The organism is Streptococcus mitis (genome assembly GCF_000722705.1).
Taxonomy (GTDB): domain Bacteria; phylum Bacillota; class Bacilli; order Lactobacillales; family Streptococcaceae; genus Streptococcus; species Streptococcus mitis_P.
Map to the genome: position 1 here is coordinate 224680 of NZ_JPFW01000007.1, position 25546 is coordinate 250225.

A 25546-nucleotide genomic window follows, 5' to 3' on the forward strand; every position below is an offset into this window, starting at 1 on the left:
AGGTGATTAGATGATTTTAAAAATTTATAATGGAGAATATAGTTTACAATGGGATAGAATATACTACTTAGCACTAATTGATTATCCAAATATTCAAGAGTGGGAATTAGAAAAAATTGCTAAATTTATAGCTTACGAAAAACTTCATAGACGTCAAACAAGTATTGAGTGTGCTGATTCTTATTTAAAAAAAGAAATTTTAGATTACATCTGTCAGCATCCCTTTCTGCCACCATTTACCCCTACAGATAAAAGAGTAGCCTCGACTTATGATCTACATAAGAGGTTAGTGACTTCAGACTACTGTAGTCATACTACGACTATAGATGCAGCGATTTCTATCTTTAAAACAGGTCAGATTTTATCTGCTGTGAAAGCCTTTGGGCGAGATGCTGAGGAGTTGGTTTTGGATAGTAGAAATGCTGCATCGGATCCGATAGATTATTTTGACTATGTCATGTTAGGGTGGTCAAATACAAGTTCTGGTTATCGATTAGCGATGGAGCGTTTATTAGGTCGAGCTCCTTCAGAGAAAGAATTACAAGACAAGTTTATTCCTGGAGTAAGTTTTCATTTTATCTATACAGATTTGATTAAAGTTACTGGTTATATTTTTGATGGCTATCATGTTGCAAAAATTAAGGACATGCTTAATTTATTAAGTGAGTTGTATATTTGCATTATTCCAACTCATAATAAGAGCCAATTTGAAAATATTATTCCAACCAAAATACAAGATAGGGTGTATTATCTTGACTATGCTGGAGAAGACTTAGAAGAGTGGACTAAGAAAGTCTATCAAGTTGTTTTAAAACAATCAGATAAAGGATAGTTGAGGAAAAAAGATGAAAGTGATTGAGCAAGCATTATTAGAAAAAGTCATTATTGAACGTTCTCGTACCAGTCATAAAGGAGACTATGGCCGTCTGTTGTTGCTGGGTGGTACCTATCCTTATGGTGGTGCCATCATCATGGCTGCTTTGGCAGCTGTTAAAAGTGGTGCAGGATTGGTGACCGTTGGAACAGATAGGGAAAATATCCCAGCTCTGCACAGCTATTTACCTGAGGCTATGGCCTTTTCTATTCAAGACCAGCAATTGTTAAAAGAGCAATTGGAGAAGGCAGAAGTTATCTTGCTAGGATCTGGTTTACGAGACGATACTTTTGGAGAAAATCTAGTAAAACAGGTATTTGCTAGCTTAAAACAGAATCAGATTTTGATTGTAGACGGAGGTGCCTTGACCATTCTTTCTAGGATAAGTTTGTCATTTCCTTCGAGTCAGCTTATCCTAACTCCCCACCAAAAAGAATGGGAAAAGCTGTCTGGTATTGCTATTGAAAAGCAAAACGAAGATGCAACGGCTAGTGCCCTGACTTCCTTCCCTCAAGGAACAATTTTGGTAGAGAAAGGTGCGGCTACTCGTATTTGGCAAGCTGGCCAATCAGATTATTACCAGTTACAGGTTGGCGGTCCCTATCAGGCGACTGGAGGAATGGGAGATACACTTGCTGGGATGATTGCAGGATTTGCAGGCCAATTCCAACAGGCCAGTCTCTACGAGCGTGTGGCAGTAGCGACTCATCTTCATTCAGCTATTGCTCAAGAACTAGCACAAGAACATTATGTGATCTTGCCGACGGAGATTAGTAATTATCTTCCAGAAGCAATGAAAAATGTCTCAAAATAGGCTGGGCTAGAATTTAATTTGAGTGGGAAATTTAGAAAAATGTTCTAAGATAAAACGCACAATATCAAGTTTTTTATACCTGATAATATGCGTTTTTATAATTTTGAAATCTCTGTGATCTTTTATACTCATTTAAAATGATACTGTACCTTTTTGTTGACAATTCATTAAAAAATATAGCAGATTGGAATAAGATTTAGATAAATCACTTGGGGCATTCAAATTAATTTTTAAAAATGCTTTAGAAGTTAATTTGTGCTATTCTAACTTCAATTTACTATATCTTAGTTCAAGTAGACATCCTGAGCAATGTTAATTACTTTTAAAACCAATCATTTCAATAATTAGATTCATTCTCAATCCAACCTTTTCCTTCAACTTCGATAGGCTGTTGAAAAAATTTTAAAGAACTTTACTTTGCCAAATATATTTTCTACCCTAATTATATCTCTATTTTATTACTTTTTGTATCACAGGAAGTCAATTATGAGAAATTTGGGAAAAGACAGTTCAAATGGAAAAAAGAAACGGAAATAATTTTATAATAATGAATGTTCTTGTTTAATTGCTTTTTTTATTCATTTTATAAATTTTTAAAAATAATAATAAAGAATTTCTGAAATGAAAATATTTTCAATCTCATTTTATTGTTTTAATGTTGCCGCAAATAGAATATTTGATGTTTCCAATTTTTGAATAATAAAGGTATACATGATATAATGAAAGTAGCTCTCTAATGGAGGTATTTGAGTGGAAAATCTGAAGAAAATGGCAGGTATCAGGGCTGCTGAGTTTGTTACTGATGGTATGGTAGTCGGACTTGGAACTGGCTCTACTGCCTATTATTTCGTGGAGGAAATCGGTCGTCGAATCAAGGAAGAAGGCTTGCAGATTACAGCTGTGACGACTTCTAGTGTAACCAGTAAACAGGCAGAAGGACTCAATATCCCTCTTAAGTCTATTGACCAAGTGGACTCTGTTGATGTGACGGTTGATGGGGCGGATGAAGTGGATAATCAGTTTAATGGAATCAAAGGCGGTGGTGGTGCTCTTCTGATGGAGAAGGTTGTCGCAACGCCCTCAAAAGAATATATTTGGGTAGTGGATGAAAGCAAGCTGGTAGACAAACTAGGTGCTTTTAAATTGCCAGTAGAAGTGGTTCAGTATGGCGCAGAACAGGTCTTTCGTCGTTTTGAGCGAGCTGGCTACAAACCAAGTTTCCGTGAAAAAGACGGCCAACGTTTTGTGACTGATATGCAGAACTTTATCATTGACCTTGCCTTGGATGTCATTGAAGATCCAATTGCTTTCGGACAAGAACTGGACCATGTCGTTGGTGTCGTGGAGCATGGATTATTCAACCAAATGGTGGACAAGGTCATCGTTGCTGGACGAGATGGAGTTCAGATTTTAACTTCAAACAAAGGAAAATAGGAGGAGATACACTATGTCAAAATTTAATCGTATTCACTTGGTGGTACTAGATTCTGTAGGAATCGGTGCTGCACCAGATGCTAATAACTTTGTCAATGCAGGGGTTCCAGATGGAGCTTCTGACACACTGGGACACATTTCAAAAACAGTTGGTCTGAATGTGCCAAACATGGCTAAAATCGGTCTAGGAAATATTCCTCGTGAAACTCCTCTTAAGACTGTAGCAGCTGAAAGCAATCCAACTGGATATGCAACAAAATTAGAAGAAGTATCTCTTGGTAAGGATACCATGACTGGACACTGGGAAATCATGGGACTCAACATTACGGAGCCTTTCGATACTTTCTGGAACGGATTCCCAGAAGAAATCTTGACAAAAATCGAAGAATTCTCAGGACGCAAAGTCATTCGTGAAGCAAATAAACCTTACTCAGGAACGGCTGTTATCGATGACTTTGGACCACGTCAGATGGAAACTGGCGAATTGATTATTTATACTTCAGCTGACCCTGTTTTGCAAATTGCTGCTCACGAAGACATTATTCCTTTGGATGAACTTTATCGTATTTGTGAATACGCTCGTTCGATTACCCTTGAGCGCCCAGCTCTTCTAGGTCGTATCATTGCCCGTCCTTATGTAGGTGAGCCTGGTAACTTCACTCGTACAGCAAATCGTCGTGACTTGGCTGTATCTCCATTTGCACCAACTGTGTTGGATAAACTCAATGAAGCAGGTATCGATACTTATGCTGTTGGTAAAATCAACGATATCTTTAACGGTGCTGGTATCAACCATGATATGGGTCACAACAAGTCAAATAGTCATGGAATTGACACACTGTTGAAGACTATGGGCCTTGCTGAGTTTGAAAAAGGATTCTCCTTCACAAACTTGGTAGACTTTGATGCTCTTTACGGCCACCGTCGTAATGCTCATGGTTACCGTGATTGTTTGCATGAGTTTGATGAACGCTTACCTGAAATTATCGCAGCCATGAGAGAGAATGATCTTCTCTTGATTACAGCGGACCATGGAAATGACCCAACTTATGCAGGAACAGACCACACTCGTGAATATATTCCATTGTTGGCCTATAGCCCTTCCTTTAAAGGAAATGGTCTCATTCCTGTCGGACATTTTGCAGATATCTCAGCGACAGTTGCGGATAACTTTGGTGTGGAAACTGCCATGATTGGGGAAAGTTTCTTAGATAAATTGGTATAAGATGACACGATATGCTTTACTGGTAAGGGGCATTAATGTAGGTGGGAAAAATAAGGTTGTCATGGAGCAACTTCGTCAAGAACTGACAGAGTTGGGACTGGAAAAGGTTGAGACCTACATCAACAGTGGCAATATTTTCTTTACTTCGACAGCTCCCAAAGCCCAATTGGTTGAAAAGTTAGAGGCTTTCTTTACAGTCCATTATCCATTTATTCAGAGCTTTTCTTTGCTGGGTCAGGAAGATTATGAAGAAGAGCTGAATAATCTGCCAGATTGGTGGACCAAAGACCTAGCTCGAAAAGATGTGCTCTTCTACACGGAGAGTTTGGCTGTGGATCAAGTCATCGAGAAAGTGAACAGTTTGGAACTGGAAGATGAAGTGGTTCATTTTGGAAGACTTGGGATTTTCTGGGGGAAATTCTCCGAGGAATCCTACTATGCAACTGCCTATCATAAGTACTTGCTCAAGATGCCCTTTTATCGCAACATCACCATTCGCAATGCTAAAACTTTTGACAAAATCGGTCAAATGCTAAAAAAATAATAAAGGAGACACACAATGACATTTTTAGATAAAATCAATGAAACAGCTGCCTTCCTGAAAGACAAGGGAATACTAGCGCCTGAGTTCGGTCTAATCCTTGGATCAGGACTTGGAGAATTGGCAGAAGAAATCGAAAATCCAGTTGTAGTAGACTATGCTGAGATTCCAAACTGGGGCCGTTCGACAGTAGTCGGTCACGCTGGTAAATTGGTATATGGAGAACTTGCAGGTCGCATGGTCTTGGCTCTTCAAGGTCGTTTCCATTTCTATGAAGGAAATCCTCTGGAAGTCGTGACTTTCCCAGTACGTGTCATGAAAGTTCTCGGATGTGAAGGTGTCATTGTAACTAATGCAGCTGGAGGTATTGGATTTGGTCCTGGTACCTTGATGGCTATCTCAGACCATATCAATATGACGGGGCAAAACCCATTAATGGGTGAAAACTTGGATGATTTTGGTCCACGTTTCCCAGATATGTCTAAAGCCTACACACCAGAATACCGTGCAACTGCCCATGAAGTGGCTAAAAAACTTGGTATCAAGCTTGATGAAGGTGTCTATATCGGTGTAACTGGTCCGACTTATGAAACCCCAGCAGAGATTCGTGCCTATAAGACATTGGGAGCAGATGCAGTCGGTATGTCCACTGTTCCTGAAGTTATTGTAGCAGCTCACTCAGGCTTGAAAGTTCTAGGAATTTCATGTATTACTAACCATGCTGCAGGATTCCAAGAAGAACTCAACCACGAAGAAGTTGTAGAAGTAACCGAACGTGTCAAAGGTGATTTCAAAGGCTTGCTCAAAGCGATTCTTGCTGAACTATGAGAAAGAAAAATAAGTAGGAAAGCATTTCTGTAAGTTGGAAGATGAATGAAACAATTAACTTCCATATAGAATTATGATATAAAATTGAATGAGGTTCCTATACTTTTACAAACCTCATCAAATCCTTGTTAACCAAGTATAAAAATGAAACTGTGACGCTAAGGGAGATTAGCTGATTGGAGAATATTGTTGGTAAAGAGGGTGAAAAAAATAAAAGAAAGATATATGAATAAATGAGAATTGATCAACGAATTATGCGTTTTGGTATAAAAAACTAAGTATCGGAGTTGTGTCTGTTGCAGTTGGTTTTGCTTTTTTAGCACCGACAGGAATTTCTGCCAATGAAGGAAATCCAGTTGTGAAAAATGAGACTCCTCTAGTAGTAAATGCAATAGATAGTCCTGTAAAAGAAGGTACTGATAAAAAACAGGAAATATCTATTACAGAGGAGAAAGCTACAGCTACTCAATCAACTTTAGAAACAAAAGAAGTTGTTACACATGAGAAAGAAAAAGCAGGAGAAGAATTATATAAAAAAGAATCTGCTGTACCTCATGAGGAATTGAAGAAAGAGGAAATTCTAAAGGATGAGCCGAAAAATTTTCGTCCAGTAACAGAGGCAGACTTTGTCAAAATTTCTAAAGGAGAACTCCATGTAGAGAAGGATCTTGTAGATAATTCTTTATACGGTGGAAAATTTTTAGATCCTGATGGCGATGATGATCATGATGGAATAAAAAATAAGGATGAATTGTATATTTACAATAAAGATGGGAAAGACTATTTAGGTTACCATAGCCATCCATTACTAGCAGATAGTGATGGAGATGGATTAGCAGATGGAGAAGATGATAACAAGAAACAATGGTATGTCACAGATCGTGATTCTCTCCTTTTTATGGAGTTGGCTTATCGTAATGATGATTACATTGACAAAATTCTAGATCATAAAAATCCTTTTCCAAGTCTTTATCTTGATCGTCAAGAATATAAAATGATGCACAATGAGTTAGCCCCATTTTGGAAGATGAAAAAGGCTTATCATACAGCAAGTGGGATGGATGCTTTTTTGTTTGAAACTAAGAGTGATCTTCCTTATTTAAAAGACAATACTGTTCAAATGTTGGCTATACGTGGAACAAGACTGAATGATGCGAAAGATTTAAGTGCAGATTTTGTTTTGTTAGGAGGAAATAAACCTGCACAAGCGGATGATATCCGTAATGTTGTAAAAGAACTAGCGCAGGATTCCAGCATTACCAATCTTTATATGACAGGTCATTCGCTGGGAGGCTACTTAGCTCAAATAGCGGCAGTTGAAGCTTATCAAAAATATCCTACTTTTTATAATAATGTTTTGAAAAAAGTTACGACATTTAGCGCTCCTAAAGTAATTACTTCTCGAACTATTTGGAATGCTAAAAATGGTTTCTGGGATGTAGGATTAGAAAGTCGTAAGTTGGCTTTATCTGGAAAAATAAAACATTATGTGGTCGATAATGATAATGTTGTGACATCTTTGATTCGTAATGATAATGATATTGTAACCTTTACAGGTAACTCTAGTTTCAAGCACCGTTCGCGTGGTTATTTTGAAAGTAGAATGAATGCTATCCCGAATTTTAATATTGGAAAACGTGATACGCTTGATAAACAGGGATATCGTGATCAAAAATTGGACAACGTTTATTTCTTTAAGAAAAAGGAAGTTCCCCTCTTGTCTACTCAACCTAGTTCAGAATCATTTGAAAACATAGCTCTAGGAAAACGAGTAACTCAAAGTTCGACAGCTTTTGGAGGAGATGCTAGAAGAGCGGTTGATGGGAAATTAGATGGGAATTACGGACATAACTCTGTCACTCATACAGATTTTCAATCAAAACCTTGGTGGCAAGTCGATTTAGACAAGGAAGAAACGATTCGTCAGATTAATATTTACAATCGAACAGATGCTGCTCAAGATAGACTGACTAATTTTAATGTGATTCTTTTGGATAGTTTTGGAAAGGAAATTGAAAGAAAGCGTATTGCATACTTACGAGATAGTTCCGCTCAGATTTCAATTGATTATAAGAAAGCTCGTTTTGTACGCATTGAGTTAGATGGATATAACGCTCTCAGTCTTGCAGAAGTTCAGGTTTTTCGCGCTGAAAATATTGCTTGGAAAAAACAAGCACGTCAAAGCTCTACCGAATTTGGAGGAGATGCTAGTCGTGCCTTGGATGGCAATACCAATAGTAGTTATAGCCAGCAATCAATTACCCATACAAAATTTGAAAACCAGCCTTGGTGGGAAGTTGATTTAGGTCGTACAGAACAGGTAGGACTTGTTCGCCTTCATAATCGTGGGGATGGAGAACTTTCTAAACGTCTGTCAGACTTTGATGTGATTTTATATGATGAAAAAGGGACAGAAGTTGCTAGACAATATGTTTCTCGTTTAGAAGGAAGCAGTTTAGATCTCCAGTTGAATGGTAAATTAGGTCGCCGTGTTCGCATTCAATTGCGTCAAAAAAATCAAGCTCTCAGCCTTGCAGAAGTAGAAGTTTTTCGATTTGTAGCTAAAAATAATGCAACTACTCAAGCTTCTAAGCCTGTACAACTGTTAAACTACACTCCTGTAAAAGATAAGACCCTAACTATCCAACATAGTGGTGCTTATATTGCACGTTATTCAATATCGTGGGAAGAAGTTACAGTAGATAAAGAGGGTAATTCAGTTGTTCGCAGTCATTCTTGGGAAGGGAATGGACGAAATCAGACCGCAGGCTCTGTCCTCAATCTCCCAATTAAGTCTAATATGCGCAATCTTCGAATTAAGATTGAGAAAAGAACTGGTCTTTTTTGGAATAGATGGCAAACAATCTATGATAATAGACCAATTCTTGCACAAGCCCATCGAAAAATCACTCACTGGGGAACAACATTGAATTCTAAGGTGAGTGACGATGATGTCTTATAATCTGATGGTACAATGACAGTTAGTTTGTCTAGCTTATAAGGAAAGTACTAGCTAATCTTGAACAGAATTCAGGTAGCTTTCTATGAGAGAAAAAAATAAAACAGAAAGGTAGAGTGAAGTGTTCTAATTTGAACACGAGCGGAAAACTCGGAAAATAGATAATCTGACTGAGAAATCAGGATTTCTCGTCAGATTCCTAATTTTCAGTCGTTTTCTTGTCGCTCTTTGTATCATAAATTATGTCTATCCATATTGCTGCTAAGCAGGGTGAAATTGCTGATAAAATTCTTCTTCCTGGGGATCCTCTTCGTGCTAAGTTTATCGCTGAGAATTTTCTTGAAGATGCTGTTTGCTTTAACGAAGTTCGTAACATGTTTGGTTACACTGGTACTTACAAGGGTCACCGTGTATCTGTCATGGGAACTGGGATGGGAATGCCATCTATTTCGATTTATGCGCGTGAGTTGATTGTTGACTACGGTGTGAAAAAATTGATCCGTGTGGGAACTGCGGGTTCTTTGAATGAAGATGTCCACGTTCGTGAATTGGTTTTGGCGCAGGCAGCTGCAACCAACTCAAACATCATCCGCAACGATTGGCCACAGTACGATTTTCCACAAATCGCTAGCTTTGATTTGCTTGATAAGGCCTACCATATCGCTAAAGAACTCGGTATGACCACCCACGTTGGGAACGTTTTGTCTTCTGATGTCTTTTATTCAAACTACTTTGAAAAGAACATCGAACTTGGTAAATGGGGAGTCAAGGCTGTGGAAATGGAAGCAGCAGCCCTTTACTATCTGGCAGCCCAATACCATGTTGATGCGCTAGCTATCATGACCATCTCGGATAGCTTGGTCAATCCAGATGAAGATACAACTGCAGAAGAACGCCAAAATACCTTCACAGATATGATGAAGGTAGGTTTGGAAACATTGATTGCAGACTAAAAGTAGGCTATATTCAGAATGATTTCTCTTGTTCTCAAATGATAACTATTAACAATGAATCAATTCTGAAATAGGTAAGAATAAGGAAATTGAAGAAAGCCTAATTGTGTCAAAGGACAGAGACTAGTCAGTTTAATATCTAAATCATAATCAAATAAAGTTGGAAGCCAAGTTGACAAGAAGTCAAGACTTTCAACTTTTTAACTTGAAAATTCCTAGGAGTACAAAATGGATAAGATTGAACAATTACAAGGTATTATTGATCAAAGTCAGAGAATTGTCTTTTTCGGTGGTGCAGGGGTTTCTACAGAGTCTAATATTCCAGATTTTCGTAGTTCAGATGGTATATATAGTCTGAAACTAGGTCGCCATTTTACTGCCGAGCAACTGGTTTCACGCACTATGTTTGAGCGCTATCCAGAGGATTTTTTTGATTTCTACAAAAAGTATCTGGTCTATCCTGATGCCAAGCCGAATTTAGCACATGATTATCTAGCGTCGTTGGAAAAAACAGGTAAATTAAAGGCGATTGTGACGCAAAATATCGATAGTCTCCATGAAATGGCAGGATCTCAGAAAGTTTTGAAACTGCATGGTAGTGCAGATCGTAATTATTGTTTGGGCTGTCATCGCTTTTATGATTTGACTGCCTTTTTGGAACTTGAAGGTCCAGTTCCCTACTGCTTAGATTGTGACAAGGTGGTCAAACCTGACGTGACCCTTTATGAGGAAGCGCTAGATATGGATGTATTTAGTCGCGCAGCTCGAGCCATTCAGCAAGCAGATTTGTTGATCATTGGTGGAACTTCCTTAGTTGTTTACCCTGCAGCTAGCTTAATCAATTATTTTTCAGGGTCAAATCTTGTTGTTATCAACAAATCCAGCACTCCTCAAGACAGCCAAGCTGATTTAGTTATCAAAGGTAAGATTGGAGAAGTTTTTTCTAAATTGAGACAATAAAAAAACTGAAAGAAGTAGGACTATACTTCCTTCAGTTTTCTTGTATCACGAACTCAGAAACTATGAACAAGATTCTCTTCATTTCTAGGGGAATTTTATTGTTGATTTATAAATTGCTCGAGTTATTTTTAATTGTTGAATAAAAGGAAAAAGGAAGATTTTCTGGATGAAAATCTTCCTTTTTTAGTCATTCAGTCCATACTGTGACCTAAATGAATGTTGCTCTACCGTCTATTTTTTAAGAGATCGCAAAAAACAATCAATCTCTGCTTGCGAATGGAGAATACGCATCTTTTCTGGGTAAGTATTGTTTAAGTATTGGTATCTATCCTTAGCATTATTTGTTCGGCCATCCCAGAGAATCCATCTGATAAACTCCCAATTAAATTGTTCTTGACAACCAGCTGCCATACTTTCTCTGATCTTACCTCGGTATGTGAGATAACGTTTAAAGGCTCGAAAGAGACAGGTTAATGGCGAAAAATTGAGAAAGATGATTTGGTCAGCTTCCTGCATTCTTTCCTCATAGAAACACCAAGAATAATTTCCATCAATGACCCAAGCTTCATGCTTGGTGAGAAAGCTTTTCATCTCGGTCAACATCCATTCACGGTCACTGTCTTGCCAACCAGGTTGAAATTGGAGTGTATCCATGTGAAGTTTTGGGATGGAGTAGTAGTTAGATAACTTTTCGGCTAGCGTTGACTTACCAGCACCAGAATATCCGATAATTGCGATTTTCATTTTCTACCTTTTCCTATTTGGAGACAAAAAAACAGCCTCTATGGACTGTTTCTTATTTAGCAAGTTTAGCTGAAAGACGAGCTTTGTCGCGACTTGCTTTGTTTTTGTGAATCAAACCTTTAGTTTCTGCTTTATCGATAGCTGAGCTAGCAGCACGGAAAAGTTCTTCAGATGGGTTTGCTTCGAAAGCTTTGATAGCAGTACGCATAGCTGATTTTTGAGCTGAGTTCTTTTCGTTTTGTTTAACGTTCAATTCAGCGCGTTTGATAGCTGATTTAATGTTTGCCAATGTTCTTACCTCCATATTTACTAACTATACTATTATATCTGAAAACTTACGTTTTGACAAGGGGAAATTATTTTTTTAAGTAAATTTCATCTATTTCATGGTTCTTTGTTTTATGAAGAATCACTTCCGCACGATTTCTGGTCGGTTCAATATAATTTTGTAAATTTGTGAGATTGATACTGGTCCAGACCTGATGGGCAAAGGATTCCACTTCCCCAATCGGCATTTGAGTAAAACGATAATAGTAGCTATCAGGATCGTTTTGGGCTAGGCTCAGCATTTTCAAGAAACGGTCGAGATACCAACTCTCGATGTCATCGACCGCAGCATCAACGTAGATGGAAAAGTCAAAGAAATCAGTGATATAGAGACGCTCGTTTTGTGGATTTTGAAAGACGTTAATCCCCTCGACAATCACAAAGTCAGCTGCTTTGACGTTTTGTTTTTCCTCAGGTACGATGTCGTAGACTTCATGAGAATAGACAGGAATATCTACATCTTGTCCATTTTTGATGCGATCCAAGAAGTTGAGAAGAGCTTCCATATCATAGCTTTCAGGAAATCCCTTACGATTTAAAATCCCTTGCTCAATCAAGGTCTGGTTGGGGTAGAGAAAGCCGTCAGTCGTTACCAACTCAACCCTAGCATCTGTAAGCGTACGGGATAGTAGGATTTGAAGTAGGCGACTGGTTGTTGATTTTCCAACGGCAACACTACCAGAAACCCCAATGATAAAAGGCTGGGATTTGCTTTCGCGTTGAAGGAAAATTCCTTTTGAAAAGGCCAAATCATCCTTGGTACGTTTGTAAATTTGTATGAGATGGGCTAGGGGAAGATAGACATCGGTAACATCCTGCAAGCTAATCTGGTCATTAAAACTCTTGATGGATTCTAATTCCTCTTCTGTCAAAGGAGGCGTTGTCTTTCGATGTAAAGATTGCCAAGTCTGGCGGCTGATTTTTTCAAAATGTAAAAATTCGTTGGTCATTTATTTTCCCCTAGATATTTTGTCTATCATACCATAAAAAGCTAAAAAAATAAAGCGGTTTCTTGATGCTGGTAAGTCAATATTGTATAATAGAGGTAGATAGAGACTGAACAATTTAATGATGAAGTAGGAGATAGTTTTTGCTGATTTATAAGCTAATAAAGGGAAATTTTTAGTTCACAACTTATAGGAGGTCTACTATGAAAATCTTAAAACGTTACATATTGGAACTCTGTTTTATTTTAAGTTTTGCACTACCTTTTTTAAAAGGAGTCAATGCGGATAATGGTAGACGTTTTGTGGAAACCTATTACGGTTTTACTTTTTTGATGGAACATGCCATTGTAACGGCTGTCTTTATCTGTTCCCTCTTGATTGCTTGGCTACTCAAAAAACGGTGGACGAAACGGCTTGCTGCTGGAAGTTATGTCTTCTTAGTTCTATGGATTGCTACAGAGGGTTATTTCTTTCGAATGTCACTAGAAGATTTGATACGACTTTGGACAAGTTTGGAATTCCTGACAAAAACGTATCAGTTGGGCTTTTATCTAAACATCCTGTTGGGAATTTTGTTGATAATAAAGTATTTGAAGGTTAAGCAATAGTCATAAAAATGAGCCTAATTATAGATGATAAATTTGTTGTTTTATCCTGATTATGATATTTCTAGTTCTAAATGGCTTATTATTTATAAGTGTTGAAAGAGATTGAAGAAAAGGTCTTCTTGACTAGGTTTCTTCAGTCTTTTTCGTTTTATTATCAATTTGTAAACGATTTACAATTTAAGTCAAATTATGGTAAAATAGTTTCATGAGTAAAATGTATTATGCAGAAAATCCTGATGCTACTCACGACATTCATGAGTTGAGAGTGGACTTGTTGGGAGAAAAAATGACCTTTTTAACGGATGCGGGTGTTTTTAGCAAGAAAATGATTGACTTTGGCAGTCAACTCTTGCTCAAGTGTCTTGAGGTCAACCAAGGAGAAACTGTCCTTGATGTAGGCTGTGGTTACGGGCCTTTGGGATTGTCCTTGGCTAAGGTTTATGGAGTTCAGGCGACCATGGTCGATATTAATAATCGTGCCTTGGATTTAGCGCGACAAAATGCTGAACGAAATAAAATAGAAGCGACGATTTTCCAGTCTAATATTTATGAACAAGTTGAAGGGAAATTTGACCATGTCATTTCCAATCCTCCTATCCGTGCGGGCAAGCAAGTGGTTCATGAAATCATTGAGAAAAGTAAAGATTTCTTGGAAACTGGTGGAGATTTAACAATCGTTATCCAGAAAAAACAAGGGGCTCCAAGTGCCAAATCCAAGATGGAAGATGTGTTTGGCAATTGTGAAATTGTCAAAAAAGATAAGGGATATTACATCCTTAGAAGCGTGAACGAATGAGAGCAGTTGATCTAATCCAAAAAAAACGAGACGGTCAAGAACTAACTTCGAGTGAAATTGAATGGCTAGTTGAAGGCTATGTGTCAGGAACTGTTCCTGATTATCAGATGTCTGCCTTTGCTATGGCTGTCTATTTCAAAGGAATGACGACTCGAGAAATCTCTGACCTAACTATGAAAATGGTTCAGACAGGGCAAGAGTTTGATTTATCTGCTATTGATGGGGTTAAGGTTGACAAGCATTCTACGGGTGGTGTTGGTGATAAGGTGACTCTGATTTTAGCTCCTTTAGTAGCGAGTTTTGGAGTTCCAGTCGCGAAAATGAGTGGTCGTGGTCTCGGTCATACTGGTGGAACAATTGATAAATTGGAATCCATTAAGGGCTATCAAGTTGAGCGCAGTCAAGAGGATTTCATTAATCAAGTGCAAGACATTGGAGTATCTGTCATTGGGCAATCAGACCAACTGGTTAAAGCAGACAAGCTTCTCTACGCCCTCCGTGATGTGACCGCAACTGTTGACACGATTCCTTTGATTGCGAGTTCGGTGATGAGCAAGAAAATTGCGGCAGGAGCGGATGCTATTTTGCTAGACGTGACTGTCGGTGAGGGTGCCTTCATGAAGACGGTTGATGAGGCGCGTGAGTTGGCTCAAACCATGGTGGAACTTGGTAAGGCAGTTGGTAGAAAAACGGTAGCAGTGATTACGGATATGAGTCAGCCCTTGGGACGAGCGATTGGAAATCGCCTCGAAATTCTTGAAGCACTGGAGATTTTACAAGGGCAAGGTCGTCAGGATATTACCCACTTCATCTGTGAATTGGCTCAAATTATGCTTGGCATGGCAAATGTAAATAAAACAGTTGAAGAAGTTCGCCAACATCTTGAAAATGGCCAAGCGCTAGCTAAGTTTGAGGAAATGGTCCAAGCCCAAGGTGGAGACTTGGAAGACCTCTATCGTCCTGTAAATGTAGCCCATGTGGTGGAAATCCCTGCCCAGGAAACGGGTGTCATTTCAGCTCTTCCAGCTATGGAATTTGGGCTTTATGCTATGAGACTGGGGGCAGGCCGTGCAGTCAAGTCTGATGCCTTGGACTATGAAACAGGAATTGTTTTTGAAAAGAAAGTTGGAGATTCTGTTCAAAAGGGAGAAATTGTTGCAAAAGTATACACAAATGGAAAAATTTCTCCTCAGCTAGTTACAGATTTTCAAAAATATGTTAAAATAAATGATAGGGTGCAAAGTTTACGAGAAATTATAGAAATTATCTCATAAACCGCAGGAGAATCCGAATATGAAATTAAATAAATATATCGATCATACGCTTTTAAAACAAGATTCGACAGAAAATCACATTGATTGTTTGTTGTCTGAGGCTAGAGAGTATGATTTTGCCAGTGTTTGCGTCAATCCGACCTGGGTTAAATATGCTAAAAAAGGGCTTGAAGGAACAGATGTCAAGGTCTGCACAGTAGTAGGTTTCCCTTTGGGAGTAACAACTTCAGCCGTGAAAGCATTTGAAACCAAAGAAGCTATTCAAAATGGTGCAGATGAGATTGATATGGTGATCAATGTTGGAGCTCTCAAATCGGGTAATCTTGATTTGGTTGAATCTGATATTCGCGCAGTCGTGGAAGCAAGTGGTGACAAGTTAGTGAAAGTCATTATTGAAGCTTGCCTTCTGACCGACCAAGAAAAAGTTGTGGCTTGCCAATTAGCTCAAAAATCTGGAGCTGATTTTGTTAAAACATCTACTGGTTTTTCAACTGGTGGCGCTACGATAGCAGATGTTACATTAATGCGTGAAACAGTTGGACCTGATATGGGAGTCAAGGCTGCTGGTGGAGCTCGTTCTTATGCAGATGCTCTTGCCTTTGTGGAAGCAGGGGCGACCCGTATCGGAACTTCAGCTGGGGTAGCCATTTTAAAAGGAGAATTGGTAGATGGCGACTACTGAGTTGATAGAACTAGCAATTGAAACCAGCAAGCAAGCATATGTGCCCTATTCTCACTTTCCTGTTAGCGCTGTTCTAGTGGCAAAGGATGGTAGTATTTATACTGGTGTCAATATCGAGAATGCTAGTTATTCTTTGACCAACTGTGGAGAACGTACAGCGATTTTTAAAGCAGTTTCCGAAGGTCAAAGAGAGTTTTCAGAATTGATTGTCTATGGACAAACTGAAAAACCAATTTCACCATGTGGTGCTTGTCGCCAAGTGATGGCTGAATTTTTTGAACAAGATCTAAAAGTGACCTTAGTCGCAAAAGATAAATCGACGGTCGAGATGACGGTCGGGGAGTTACTTCCATACTCTTTTACAGACTTAAACTAGTCTGAGTCGCTCTCTGAGTGGCACGGTCCTTGTGGCCAACCAATCCATACTTGCAACATCGTTGCACATCTTATTTAGGAGGTTCAGTAATGAACAAGAAACAATGGCTAGGCCTTGGTCTAGTTGCAGTGGCAGCAGTTGGACTTGCTGCATGTGGTAACCGCTCTTCTCGTAACGCAGCTTCATCTTCTGATGTGAAGACAAAAGCAGCAATCGTCACTGATACTGGTGGTGTTGATGACAAATCATTCAACCAATCAGCTTGGGAAGGTTTGCAAGACTGGGGTAAAGAACACAATCTTTCAAAAGATAAAGGTTTTACTTACTTCCAATCAACAAGTGAAGCTGACTACGCTAACAACTTGCAACAAGCGGCTGGAAGTTACAACCTAATCTTCGGTGTTGGTTTTGCCCTTCACAATGCGGTTGAAGAAGCAGCGAAAGACCACTCTGATTTGAACTATGTCTTGATTGATGATGTGATTAAAGATCAAAAGAACGTTGCTAGCGTAACATTTGCTGATAACGAAGCTGCTTACCTTGCAGGTGTTGCAGCAGCTAAAACAACTAAAACAAAACAAGTTGGTTTTGTAGGTGGTATTGAGTCTGAAGTTATCTCACGTTTTGCAGCTGGATTTAAAGCTGGTGTTGAGTCAGTAGACCCATCTATCAAAGTTCAAGTAGACTACGCTGGTTCATTTGGTGATGCTGCTAAAGGTAAAACAATTGCAGCAGCACAATACGCAGCTGGTGCAGACGTTGTTTACCAAGCAGCGGGTGGAACAGGTGCTGGTGTCTTTGCGGAAGCAAAATCACTCAACGAAAGCCGTCCTGAAAGTGAAAAAGTTTGGGTTATCGGTGTTGACCGTGACCAAGTAGCAGAAGGTAAATACACTTCTAAAGATGGTAAAGAATCAAACTTTGTTCTTGTATCTACTTTGAAACAAGTTGGTACAACTGTAAAAGATATTGCGAACAAGGCAGAAAAAGGTGAATTCCCTGGTGGTCAAGTGATCGTTTACTCATTGAAAGATAAAGGGGTTGACTTGGCAGTAACAAACCTTTCAGAAGAAGGTAAAAAAGCTGTCGAAGCTGCAAAAGCTAAAATCCTTGATGGAAGCGTAAAAGTTCCTGAAAAATAATGGATGGAAGTCATTTCTTAGGAAGCGGCCCTTGGCCGCTTTTTTAAGAGTTGAGACAAAGTCATTTTGTCTCAGTAAAGCTTGCTACTAGAGAAACTAGCAAGTTTTATTGAAATAAAATAAGACTCTGAAAGGAAGAGCACATGGCACACGAAAATGTCATTGAGATGCGTGATATTACCAAGGTGTTTGGTGAATTTGTTGCCAACGACAAAATCAACCTGCACCTACGAAAAGGTGAAATTCATGCACTTTTAGGAGAAAATGGGGCTGGAAAGTCTACGCTCATGAACATGTTAGCAGGGCTTCTTGAACCAACCAGTGGTGAAATTGTGGTCAACGGTCAAGTTGTTAACCTTGACTCACCATCTAAAGCAGCTAGCTTGGGAATCGGAATGGTTCACCAGCACTTTATGTTGGTAGAGGCCTTCACAGTGGCTGAAAACATCATTTTAGGTAGTGAATTGACTAAAAATGGTGTGCTAGATATCGCTGGAGCTAGCACAGAAATCAAGGCTCTTTCTGAACGTTATGGCTTATCTGTAGACCCTTCTGCCAAGGTAGCAGACATCTCAGTTGGAGCCCAACAACGTGTAGAAATTTTAAAAACCCTTTATCGGGGGGCTGATATTCTTATCTTTGACGAACCAACGGCTGTTTTGACTCCATCAGAAATTGAGGAGTTGATGGCTATTATGAAAAATCTTGTCAAAGAAGGGAAATCAATTATCTTGATTACCCACAAGTTGGACGAGATTCGCGCAGTTTCTGACCGCGTTACAGTTATCCGTCGTGGGAAATCAATTGAAACAGTCGAAATTGCAGGAGCTACCAATGCTGATTTAGCAGAAATGATGGTAGGTCGTTCTGTTTCCTTTAAAACAGAGAAACAAGCCTCTCAACCAAAAGAAGTGGTCTTGTCAATCAAAGATTTGGTGGTCAATGAAAACCGTGGTGTCCCAGCTGTGAAAAATCTATCCTTGGATGTTCGTGCTGGAGAGATTGTTGGGATTGCAGGGATTGATGGAAATGGTCAGTCTGAACTCATTCAAGCCATCACAGGTCTTCGCAAGGTTGAATCTGGTAGCATCGAGCTAAAAGGAGATTCAATTGTAGGCTTGCACCCACGTCAGATTACAGAGTTAAGTGTTGGGCACGTTCCAGAAGACCGTCACCGTGATGGTTTGATTTTGGAAATGATGATTTCTGAAAATATTGCCCTTCAAACCTACTATAAAGAACCACATAGTAAAAATGGAATTTTGAACTATTCAAATATTACTTCTTATGCTAAAAAGCTAATGGAAGAATTTGATGTTCGTGCTGCCAGTGAATTTGTGCCTGCAGCGGCACTCTCAGGAGGAAATCAACAAAAAGCAATTATTGCTCGTGAAATTGATCGAGATCCTGATCTCCTTATCGTCAGCCAACCAACTCGTGGTTTGGATGTCGGTGCCATTGAATATATCCACAAACGCTTGATTGAAGAGCGTGATAATGGGAAGGCTGTCCTTGTTGTCAGCTTTGAATTGGATGAGATTTTAAACGTCTCAGACCGTATTGCCGTTATCCACGATGGTAAGATTCAAGGTGTTGTGTCACCAGAAACAACCAATAAACAAGAACTTGGTGTCTTGATGGCTGGTGGAAACTTGGGAAAGGAGAAGAGTGATGTCTAAAAAATTACAACAAATTTCGGTTCCCTTGATTTCTGTCTTCCTAGGAATTTTACTCGGAGCCATTGTCATGTGGATCTTCGGTTATGATGCTATTTGGGGCTACGAAGAATTGTTCTATACAGCCTTTGGTAGTCTGCGTGGGATTGGGGAGATTTTCCGTGCTATGGGGCCTTTGGTCTTGATTGGTCTTGGTTTTGCCGTTGCCAGTCGTGCTGGTTTCTTTAACGTCGGACTTCCTGGTCAGGCTTTGGCAGGTTGGATTCTCAGTGGTTGGTTTGCCTTGTCGCATCCAGATATGCCACGTCCTTTGATGATTCTAGCAACTATCGTGATTGCCTTGATTGCTGGTGGGATTGTCGGAGCGATTCCAGGTATTCTTAGAGCCTATCTAGGGACATCAGAGGTTATCGTAACCATCATGATGAACTACATTGTCTTGTATGTAGGAAATGCCTTTATCCATGCCTTTCCTAAAGACTTCATGCAAAGTACAGATTCGACGATTCGTGTCGGAGCTAATGCAACCTACCAGACACCTTGGTTGGCTGAGTTGACTGGTAACTCGCGGATGAATATCGGTATTTTCTTTGCTCTCATTGCCGTTGCAGTCATTTGGTTCATGCTCAAGAAAACAACTCTTGGTTTTGAAATCCGTGCGGTTGGTCTCAATCCTCACGCATCAGAATACGCTGGTATTTCTGCAAAACGAACAATTATCCTCTCTATGATTATCTCAGGTGCTTTGGCTGGTCTTGGTGGAGCTGTTGAAGGTCTGGGAACCTTCCAGAACGTCTATGTTCAAGGGGCATCATTGGCTGTCGGATTTAACGGGATGGCAGTTAGTCTGCTTGCGGCCAACTCACCAATTGGTATTCTCTTTGCAGCCTTCCTATTTGGTGTTCTCCAAGTTGGAGCTCCTGGTATGAATGCGGCGCAGGTACCATCTGAGCTTGTCAGCATTGTCACAGCGTCTATTATCTTCTTTGTCAGTGTTCATTATCTTATCGAACGCTTTGTCAAACCGAAAAAACAAGTTAAAGGAGGTAAGTAAAGATGTCTATTACAACCTTGCTCACCCTCTTGGTGTCTTCTATGCTGATCTACTCAGCACCCCTCATCTTTACAAGTATCGGTGGTGTTTTCTCTGAACGTGGTGGTGTGGTAAACGTCGGCCTTGAAGGAATTATGGTTATGGGTGCCTTCTCTGGAGTCGTCTTTAACCTTGAATTTGCAGAACAATTTGGAGCAGCAACTCCATGGCTATCCTTGCTTGTAGCAGGATTGGTTGGTGGTCTCTTCTCTATCATCCACGCAGCAGCGACGGTTCATTTCCGGGCAGACCATGTTGTCAGCGGTACGGTATTGAACTTGATGGCACCAGCCTTGGCTGTTTTCTTAGTGAAAGTCCTTTATAACAAAGGACAAACCGACAACCTAAGTCAGACTTTTGGACGCTTTGATTTCCCAGTCTTGGCAAATATCCCAGTGGTTGGTGATATCTTCTTCAAGTCAACTAGTCTTCTTGGTTACTTGGCGATTGCCTTCTCCTTCCTTGCTTGGTTTATCCTCTTCAAGACTCGATTTGGTCTTCGTCTCCGCTCTGTCGGTGAGCACCCTCAAGCAGCGGATACCTTGGGAATCAATGTCTACAAGATGAGATATTTAGGGGTTATTATTTCAGGTTTCCTAGGTGGAATTGGTGGAGCGATTTATGCTCAATCCATCTCAGTTAACTTCTCAGTGACAACCATTGTTGGACCTGGATTTATCGCCCTTGCTGCGATGATTTTCGGAAAATGGAATCCAATCGGAGCCATGCTTTCTAGTCTTTTCTTTGGACTTTCACAAAGTTTGGCTGTTATCGGTTCTCAATTGCCGTTCCTACAAGGAGTGCCTACGGTTTATCTTCAAATCGCACCTTATGTCTTGACAATTCTTGTCTTGGCAGCCTTCTTTGGAAAAGCAGTTGCACCAAAAGCAGATGGTATCAATTACATCAAATCAAAATAAGTATACAAAAAAACGTCAGTTCACAACTGGCGTTTTATTTTTTAGGATGTTGATGGGTTAGGTTTAATCCCCAAGGGACTAAATTTTCAGTTTTATTTTTAATGCGTGTGATATTATCCTTATGCCGAATGATAATCAAACTAGCAAGTGCTAGGATAATAGCGATGAAGAGAGGGTCATAGTGACTCAGGATAAAACCAAAAAGTGGAAAGAGTAGAACCCCGATAACAGCCGCGATAGATGCTGTGACACTAGATAGTGAAATCATACTACCAAGATAGAGGGTTCCAAAGAAAACAACCGCAAGGTAGAGACAGAAGACAGGCGCAAATCCGAAAATCACTCCCGCACTGGTTGCGACAGCCTTACCACCCTTAAATCCTGCAAAGATTGGAAAGGTATGGCCAATAACAGCCAAAAGTCCAAAGATGAGAGGCGAAACGCCTTGCAGATGAAAGATAATTGGCAGAAGCGTTGCTAGGGTTCCTTTGAAAAAGTCAATCACAAAGGTTGCCATACCAGCTTTCTTACCTAAAATGCGGAAGGTATTGGTCGTTCCAGTGTTACCAGAACCATGCTCGCGTAGATTGATTTGAAAGAATACTTGTCCAATCCAGAGACCAGACGGAATCGAACCCAGCAGATAGGCTAGGATTAATAAAACTATTGTAATCATACTCCTATTATATCATGAAATGGAGAAGAAAGGCAGAGAATCTCTTCTGAAATTGTCACAGCGGAGAAAGAAAAATTTTGCAAAATTCTTGGAAAACCTGTAGAATAGTAAAGATGAACGAATAGGAGGTTCCTTGTGTCAAAAAAGGAAATCAATATTAACAATTATAATGATGATGCCATTCAGGTGCTAGAAGGGTTGGATGCGGTCCGAAAACGTCCAGGGATGTATATCGGATCGACCGATGGTGCTGGTCTCCACCACCTAGTCTGGGAAATAGTCGATAATGCAGTCGATGAAGCCCTGTCTGGGTTTGGTGATCGTATCGATGTAACTATCAATAAAGACGGAAGTTTAACGGTTCAAGACCATGGTCGTGGGATGCCGACGGGTATGCACGCTATGGGAATTCCAACTGTTGAGGTTATCTTTACCATTCTTCATGCTGGAGGGAAATTCGGTCAGGGGGGCTATAAGACATCTGGTGGTCTCCACGGGGTCGGTTCTTCCGTTGTTAACGCTCTTTCTAGCTGGTTAGAAGTTGAAATCACCCGTGATGGGGCAATCTACAAACAACGTTTTGAAAATGGTGGAAAACCTGTCACGACTTTGAAGAAAATCGGTACAGCGCCCAAGTCTAAAACAGGTACCAAGGTTACCTTCATGCCTGATGCGACCATCTTTTCTACGACAGATTTCAAGTACAATACCATTTCAGAGCGCCTTAATGAATCAGCTTTTCTTTTGAAAAATGTGACCTTGTCTTTGACGGACAAGCGAACAGATGAAGCGATTGAGTTTCATTATGAAAACGGAGTTCAGGACTTTGTTTCTTATCTAAACGAAGACAAGGAGATCTTGACACCAGTTCTGTACTTTGATGGGGAAGATAATGGTTTCCAAGTGGAAGTTGCTCTCCAATACAATGATGGATTTTCAGATAACATTCTGTCCTTTGTCAATAACGTTCGTACCAAGGACGGTGGAACGCATGAGACAGGACTCAAGTCTGCCATTACCAAAGTCATGAATGACTATGCGCGTAAGACAGGTCTTCTCAAGGAAAAAGATAAAAACCTTGAAGGTTCAGACTATCGTGAGGGACTAGCAGCCGTTCTTTCTATCTTGGTTCCAGAAGAACACCTCCAGTTTGAAGGACAGACCAAGGACAAACTTGGAAGCCCACTAGCTCGTCCGGTTGTGGATGGCATTGTGGCTGATAAGTTGACCTTTTTCCTTATGGAAAATGGGGAATTGGCTTCTAACCTCATCCGCAAGGCTATCAAGGCGCGTGATGCTCGTGAAGCGGCACGTAAGGCGCGTGATGAGAGCCGAAATGGTAAGAAGAACAAGAAAGACAAGGGCTTGCTGTCTGGGAAATTGACCCCAGCCCAGTCTAAGAATCCAGCTAAGAATGAACTCTATCTAGTCGAGGGTGATTCTGCCGGTGGATCTGCCAAGCAAGGTCGTGACCGCAAGTTCCAGGCTATCCTACCTCTTCGTGGTAAGGTTATCAATACAGCCAAGGCCAAGATGGCGGATATCCTCAAAAATGAAGAAATCAATACCATGATTTATACCATTGGTGCAGGTGTTGGGGCAGACTTCTCTATTGATGATGCCAATTATGACAAGATCATTATCATGACCGATGCGGATACCGACGGTGCCCACATTCAAACACTTCTCTTAACCTTCTTTTACCGCTACATGCGTCCGCTAGTTGAGGCGGGACATGTCTATATTGCCCTTCCACCTCTTTACAAGATGTCCAGAGGAAAAGGCAAGAAAGAAGAAGTTGCCTATGCATGGACAGATGGAGAGCTAGAAGAACTCCGTAAGCAGTTCGGTAAAGGCGCAACCCTCCAACGCTATAAAGGTCTTGGTGAGATGAATGCGGACCAGCTCTGGGAAACAACCATGAACCCAGAAACACGTACTCTTATCCGTGTAACGATCGAAGATTTAGCACGTGCCGAACGTCGTGTCAATGTCCTCATGGGAGATAAGGTCGAACCACGTCGCAAGTGGATTGAAGATAATGTCAAGTTTACGCTGGAAGAAGCGACAGTGTTTTAAATCTGTCTTTAACGAATGGGTATTAACATGAGAACTGAAACAGAAATGCTAAATCGAATTTTACAAACAGGCAAAACTTTACAAGTCAAAGCTGTCGCCATGTCTGGTTCACGGACTTGCCCAAATGTCCCAAAAGATGAATTTCAAGACTACGACGTGGTCTATATTGTGGATGATTTGGATAATCTGACGAGTGACCTTTCTTGGTTGGCCTATTTCGGGAAACGCATTATCGAGCAAGAAGTTAGTCTTGGTAATCGTCGTCTCTATCTCATGCTCTTTGAAGATGGTAACCGCATTGATTTGACTCTTTGCCCTAAAGAATACATTCAAGAGTGGGTGGACAGTGAATCAGGATTTGCTGTTTTGGAAGATCCAGAAAATTTATTTGAAGCCTATTTCCCAAATCTAGAGCGTTACTGGATAACCTCAGCTACTGAAACGGATTTTGAAAAAGCCTGTAATGAATTTTGGTGGGTGTCGGCTTACGTGGTCAAAGGAATTTGTCGCAAGCAAGTCATCTATGCCACTGACCATCTCTACGGCATTTGTCAACAAGAGTTATTAAAAGTCTTAGCTTGGCAGGTGGCAAGGGATAAGGGAACAGTAGACGTCGGCAAGAATTATAAGTATCTTTTTAACTATTTACCCACTGAGAAAGAAAAGGAATTCTCAAATCTGCTTGATTTTTCAAGTATAGAGAAGCTCACCCAGTCTTTATTTGCTACGATGAAATTCTTCCACCAAGAAGCTCAGTACCTTGTTCAAAAAATGGGATTTGACTATGATAAAGAAGTAGCTGAGAAGATGATTCAGTATGCTGAGGAGGGACTCGAAACAAATGAAACATTTACAAAATAATAAGATAACAAAATTTTTACTGATTAGTTTTCTCATTTCTTGGGGATTTGGTTGGGGATTACTCGCTTTTCTGACGCAAATGAGCCTCTTAAGTCTAACAAGTCCACTAGGAGTTTTTCTCCATTTACTAGGAGGTTTCGGTCCAACCATTGCAGCCATTTTTTGTTTGCCTCAAAAATCCATTAAAAGCATAGTCTCTTTTATCTTAGGGGACTCAAAGAAATATATTTTGTTATTTCTTTTACTAATTTTCGTACAGACAGGTGTCATCGCTTTCTCCTCTAAGGAACTTAATCTGGCTTTTCCACTAGGAAATTTGTTTGTTGTTTTTTTGAGTGCAGTCTGTGTTTATGGTGGCGAAGAAGAATTGGGATGGCGAGGCATCTTGCAACCAATTTTGGAAACTAGATTCTCCTTTTGGATTTCCGGTTTGATAACAGGTTGTATTTGGGCAATATGGCATGTACCTTTATGGTTTGTGATTGGAAGTTCCCAAAGTGGGATGCCTTTTATATTATTCAGTCTATTTGCAATTTATCTCAGTATTCTTCTAGCAGCTGTTTTCAAAAAGACTAAGTCAATCCTTTTTTGCGCCATTTTTCACGGTCTAATTAATACCCTACTTAGCTTATTTGTTATTAAAATTAATCTTTTATTCATTCTAGGATTAGTAGGATTGCTCTTCTTTTCTTACTACCTACAAAGAAACACTTAAATTTATAAAATATAGATTTACTTTACAATAAAACACTAAAAA

General features: G+C 39.9%; 24 protein-coding genes and 2 pseudogenes. 22 read left to right on the plus strand and 4 right to left on the minus strand.

The genetic code is table 11. The annotated features are described in order from the left end of the window. Nucleotides 1-10: 10 nt before the first annotated feature. The 10 genes and pseudogenes from SK642_RS03820 to SK642_RS03870 all read left to right on the plus strand — a co-directional run bounded on the left by SK642_RS03820 (nt 11) and on the right by SK642_RS03870 (nt 10588). A complete protein-coding gene (locus SK642_RS03820; RefSeq protein ID WP_033683442.1) occupies nt 11-832 on the plus strand; it encodes a hypothetical protein in 822 nt (273 codons plus the stop codon). Nucleotides 833-845: 13 nt separating this feature from the next. Continuing rightward, complete coding sequence (locus SK642_RS03825) at nt 846-1688, plus strand: NAD(P)H-hydrate dehydratase (RefSeq protein WP_033683443.1); 843 nt, start codon at nt 846-848, stop codon at nt 1686-1688. Between the two features lie 750 nt (nt 1689-2438). Continuing rightward, complete coding sequence (gene rpiA / locus SK642_RS03830) at nt 2439-3122, plus strand: ribose-5-phosphate isomerase RpiA (RefSeq protein WP_033683444.1); 684 nt, start codon at nt 2439-2441, stop codon at nt 3120-3122. 13 nt (nt 3123-3135) lie between these two features. After that, nucleotides 3136-4347, plus strand: coding sequence for a phosphopentomutase (locus tag SK642_RS03835; RefSeq protein WP_033683445.1), 1212 nt, complete (start codon nt 3136-3138; stop codon nt 4345-4347). Nucleotide 4348: 1 nt separating this feature from the next. Then, nucleotides 4349-4910, plus strand: a pseudogene (locus tag SK642_RS03840) (DUF1697 domain-containing protein). Further along, nucleotides 4907-5716 carry a purine-nucleoside phosphorylase gene (locus tag SK642_RS03845; protein WP_033683447.1) on the plus strand — a complete coding sequence of 270 codons (810 nt, stop codon included), beginning with the start codon at nt 4907-4909 and terminating at the stop codon, nt 5714-5716. Before SK642_RS03840 ends, SK642_RS03845 begins: the two are co-directional and overlap by 4 nt. 1270 nt (nt 5717-6986) lie before the next feature. Next, nucleotides 6987-8177: pseudogene (locus SK642_RS11190) on the plus strand (discoidin domain-containing protein); the annotation flags it as partial. Nucleotides 8178-8183: 6 nt separating this feature from the next. Then, entirely contained in the window at nt 8184-8678 is a 495-nt protein-coding gene (locus SK642_RS10905; protein ID WP_033683673.1) for a thiol-activated cytolysin C-terminal domain-containing protein, read from the plus strand. A 239-nt stretch (nt 8679-8917) separates the two neighbouring features. Then, complete coding sequence (gene deoD / locus SK642_RS03865; protein WP_033683448.1) at nt 8918-9628, plus strand: purine-nucleoside phosphorylase; 711 nt, start codon at nt 8918-8920, stop codon at nt 9626-9628. 228 nt (nt 9629-9856) lie between these two features. Further along, nucleotides 9857-10588: an NAD-dependent protein deacylase gene (locus SK642_RS03870; protein WP_033683449.1), complete on the plus strand. Its 732-nt coding sequence runs from the start codon at nt 9857-9859 to the stop codon at nt 10586-10588. A 231-nt stretch (nt 10589-10819) separates the two neighbouring features. Here the strand turns inward: SK642_RS03870 and SK642_RS03875 are convergent, their stop codons facing one another. The 3 genes from SK642_RS03875 to coaA all read right to left on the minus strand — a co-directional run bounded on the left by SK642_RS03875 (nt 10820) and on the right by coaA (nt 12609). Beyond that, nucleotides 10820-11332 carry a DNA topology modulation protein gene (locus tag SK642_RS03875; protein WP_033683450.1) on the minus strand — a complete coding sequence of 171 codons (513 nt, stop codon included), beginning with the start codon at nt 11330-11332 and terminating at the stop codon, nt 10820-10822. Nucleotides 11333-11384: 52 nt separating this feature from the next. Continuing rightward, entirely contained in the window at nt 11385-11621 is a 237-nt protein-coding gene (gene rpsT, locus SK642_RS03880) for a 30S ribosomal protein S20 (protein ID WP_001274000.1), read from the minus strand. Nucleotides 11622-11688: 67 nt separating this feature from the next. Next, nucleotides 11689-12609, minus strand: a complete 921-nt coding sequence (gene coaA / locus SK642_RS03885) for a type I pantothenate kinase (RefSeq protein ID WP_033683451.1) — start codon at nt 12607-12609, stop codon at nt 11689-11691. A gap of 200 nt (nt 12610-12809) precedes the next feature. Here coaA and SK642_RS03890 point away from each other — a divergent pair, with 200 nt between their 5' ends. The 9 genes from SK642_RS03890 (at nt 12810) to SK642_RS03930 (ending at nt 21173) form a co-directional block, all read left to right on the plus strand. Then, nucleotides 12810-13214: a hypothetical protein gene (locus SK642_RS03890; protein ID WP_033683452.1), complete on the plus strand. Its 405-nt coding sequence runs from the start codon at nt 12810-12812 to the stop codon at nt 13212-13214. 205 nt (nt 13215-13419) lie between these two features. Continuing rightward, nucleotides 13420-14010, plus strand: coding sequence for a class I SAM-dependent methyltransferase (locus SK642_RS03895; RefSeq protein WP_080708927.1), 591 nt, complete (start codon nt 13420-13422; stop codon nt 14008-14010). Further along, complete coding sequence (locus tag SK642_RS03900) at nt 14007-15284, plus strand: pyrimidine-nucleoside phosphorylase (protein WP_033683454.1); 1278 nt, start codon at nt 14007-14009, stop codon at nt 15282-15284. Before SK642_RS03895 ends, SK642_RS03900 begins: the two co-directional genes overlap by 4 nt. A gap of 19 nt (nt 15285-15303) precedes the next feature. Next, complete coding sequence (gene deoC, locus SK642_RS03905) at nt 15304-15966, plus strand: deoxyribose-phosphate aldolase (RefSeq protein WP_033683455.1); 663 nt, start codon at nt 15304-15306, stop codon at nt 15964-15966. Further along, on the plus strand, nt 15953-16342 hold the full coding sequence (locus SK642_RS03910) for a cytidine deaminase (protein ID WP_033683456.1): 390 nt from the start codon (nt 15953-15955) through the stop codon (nt 16340-16342). The genes deoC and SK642_RS03910 overlap by 14 nt, the downstream gene beginning before the upstream one ends. Before the next feature lie 89 nt (nt 16343-16431). Next, nucleotides 16432-17484 carry a BMP family lipoprotein gene (locus SK642_RS03915; RefSeq protein ID WP_033683457.1) on the plus strand — a complete coding sequence of 351 codons (1053 nt, stop codon included), beginning with the start codon at nt 16432-16434 and terminating at the stop codon, nt 17482-17484. A 143-nt stretch (nt 17485-17627) separates the two neighbouring features. After that, entirely contained in the window at nt 17628-19163 is a 1536-nt protein-coding gene (locus SK642_RS03920) for an ABC transporter ATP-binding protein (protein WP_033683458.1), read from the plus strand. Further along, complete coding sequence (locus SK642_RS03925; protein ID WP_033683459.1) at nt 19156-20214, plus strand: ABC transporter permease; 1059 nt, start codon at nt 19156-19158, stop codon at nt 20212-20214. The genes SK642_RS03920 and SK642_RS03925 overlap by 8 nt, the downstream gene beginning before the upstream one ends. 2 nt (nt 20215-20216) lie before the next feature. Beyond that, nucleotides 20217-21173, plus strand: a complete 957-nt coding sequence (locus SK642_RS03930) for an ABC transporter permease (protein ID WP_033683460.1) — start codon at nt 20217-20219, stop codon at nt 21171-21173. A 34-nt stretch (nt 21174-21207) separates the two neighbouring features. Here SK642_RS03930 and plsY read toward each other — a convergent pair whose 3' ends face one another. After that, nucleotides 21208-21849, minus strand: a complete 642-nt coding sequence (plsY, locus tag SK642_RS03935) for a glycerol-3-phosphate 1-O-acyltransferase PlsY (RefSeq protein WP_033683461.1) — start codon at nt 21847-21849, stop codon at nt 21208-21210. A gap of 135 nt (nt 21850-21984) precedes the next feature. On the opposite strand from plsY, the gene parE reads away from it, so the two are divergent. From parE to SK642_RS03950, 3 genes are read left to right on the plus strand one after another with little or no spacing between them, the layout of a single operon-like run. Continuing rightward, nucleotides 21985-23928, plus strand: a complete 1944-nt coding sequence (parE, locus tag SK642_RS03940; RefSeq protein ID WP_033683462.1) for a DNA topoisomerase IV subunit B — start codon at nt 21985-21987, stop codon at nt 23926-23928. 27 nt (nt 23929-23955) lie between these two features. Beyond that, nucleotides 23956-24789, plus strand: coding sequence for an aminoglycoside 6-adenylyltransferase (locus SK642_RS03945; protein WP_152548301.1), 834 nt, complete (start codon nt 23956-23958; stop codon nt 24787-24789). Beyond that, nucleotides 24770-25504, plus strand: coding sequence for a CPBP family intramembrane glutamic endopeptidase (locus tag SK642_RS03950; protein WP_033683464.1), 735 nt, complete (start codon nt 24770-24772; stop codon nt 25502-25504). Before SK642_RS03945 ends, SK642_RS03950 begins: the two co-directional genes overlap by 20 nt. Nucleotides 25505-25546 lie beyond the last annotated feature (42 nt).

Bases quoted from the DNA above. Each gene is read 5' to 3' on its own strand.
- SK642_RS03895 (WP_080708927.1), top strand. From the start codon at position 13,420: ATGAGTAAAATGTATTATGCAGAAAATCCTGATGCTACTCACGACATT.
- SK642_RS03845 (WP_033683447.1), top strand. From the start codon at position 4,907: ATGACATTTTTAGATAAAATCAATGAAACAGCTGCCTTCCTGAAAGAC.
- deoC (WP_033683455.1), top strand. From the start codon at position 15,304: ATGAAATTAAATAAATATATCGATCATACGCTTTTAAAACAAGATTCG.
- SK642_RS03900 (WP_033683454.1), top strand. From the start codon at position 14,007: ATGAGAGCAGTTGATCTAATCCAAAAAAAACGAGACGGTCAAGAACTA.
- SK642_RS03925 (WP_033683459.1), top strand. From the start codon at position 19,156: ATGTCTAAAAAATTACAACAAATTTCGGTTCCCTTGATTTCTGTCTTC.
- SK642_RS03945 (WP_152548301.1), top strand. From the start codon at position 23,956: ATGAGAACTGAAACAGAAATGCTAAATCGAATTTTACAAACAGGCAAA.
- SK642_RS03825 (WP_033683443.1), top strand. From the start codon at position 846: ATGAAAGTGATTGAGCAAGCATTATTAGAAAAAGTCATTATTGAACGT.
- SK642_RS03930 (WP_033683460.1), top strand. From the start codon at position 20,217: ATGTCTATTACAACCTTGCTCACCCTCTTGGTGTCTTCTATGCTGATC.
- SK642_RS03890 (WP_033683452.1), top strand. From the start codon at position 12,810: ATGAAAATCTTAAAACGTTACATATTGGAACTCTGTTTTATTTTAAGT.
- coaA (WP_033683451.1), bottom strand. From the start codon at position 12,609: ATGACCAACGAATTTTTACATTTTGAAAAAATCAGCCGCCAGACTTGG.
- SK642_RS03910 (WP_033683456.1), top strand. From the start codon at position 15,953: ATGGCGACTACTGAGTTGATAGAACTAGCAATTGAAACCAGCAAGCAA.
- SK642_RS03870 (WP_033683449.1), top strand. From the start codon at position 9,857: ATGGATAAGATTGAACAATTACAAGGTATTATTGATCAAAGTCAGAGA.
- SK642_RS03920 (WP_033683458.1), top strand. From the start codon at position 17,628: ATGGCACACGAAAATGTCATTGAGATGCGTGATATTACCAAGGTGTTT.
- SK642_RS03835 (WP_033683445.1), top strand. From the start codon at position 3,136: ATGTCAAAATTTAATCGTATTCACTTGGTGGTACTAGATTCTGTAGGA.
- SK642_RS03950 (WP_033683464.1), top strand. From the start codon at position 24,770: ATGAAACATTTACAAAATAATAAGATAACAAAATTTTTACTGATTAGT.
- SK642_RS03820 (WP_033683442.1), top strand. From the start codon at position 11: ATGATTTTAAAAATTTATAATGGAGAATATAGTTTACAATGGGATAGA.
- plsY (WP_033683461.1), bottom strand. From the start codon at position 21,849: ATGATTACAATAGTTTTATTAATCCTAGCCTATCTGCTGGGTTCGATT.
- deoD (WP_033683448.1), top strand. From the start codon at position 8,918: ATGTCTATCCATATTGCTGCTAAGCAGGGTGAAATTGCTGATAAAATT.
- SK642_RS03875 (WP_033683450.1), bottom strand. From the start codon at position 11,332: ATGAAAATCGCAATTATCGGATATTCTGGTGCTGGTAAGTCAACGCTA.
- SK642_RS03915 (WP_033683457.1), top strand. From the start codon at position 16,432: ATGAACAAGAAACAATGGCTAGGCCTTGGTCTAGTTGCAGTGGCAGCA.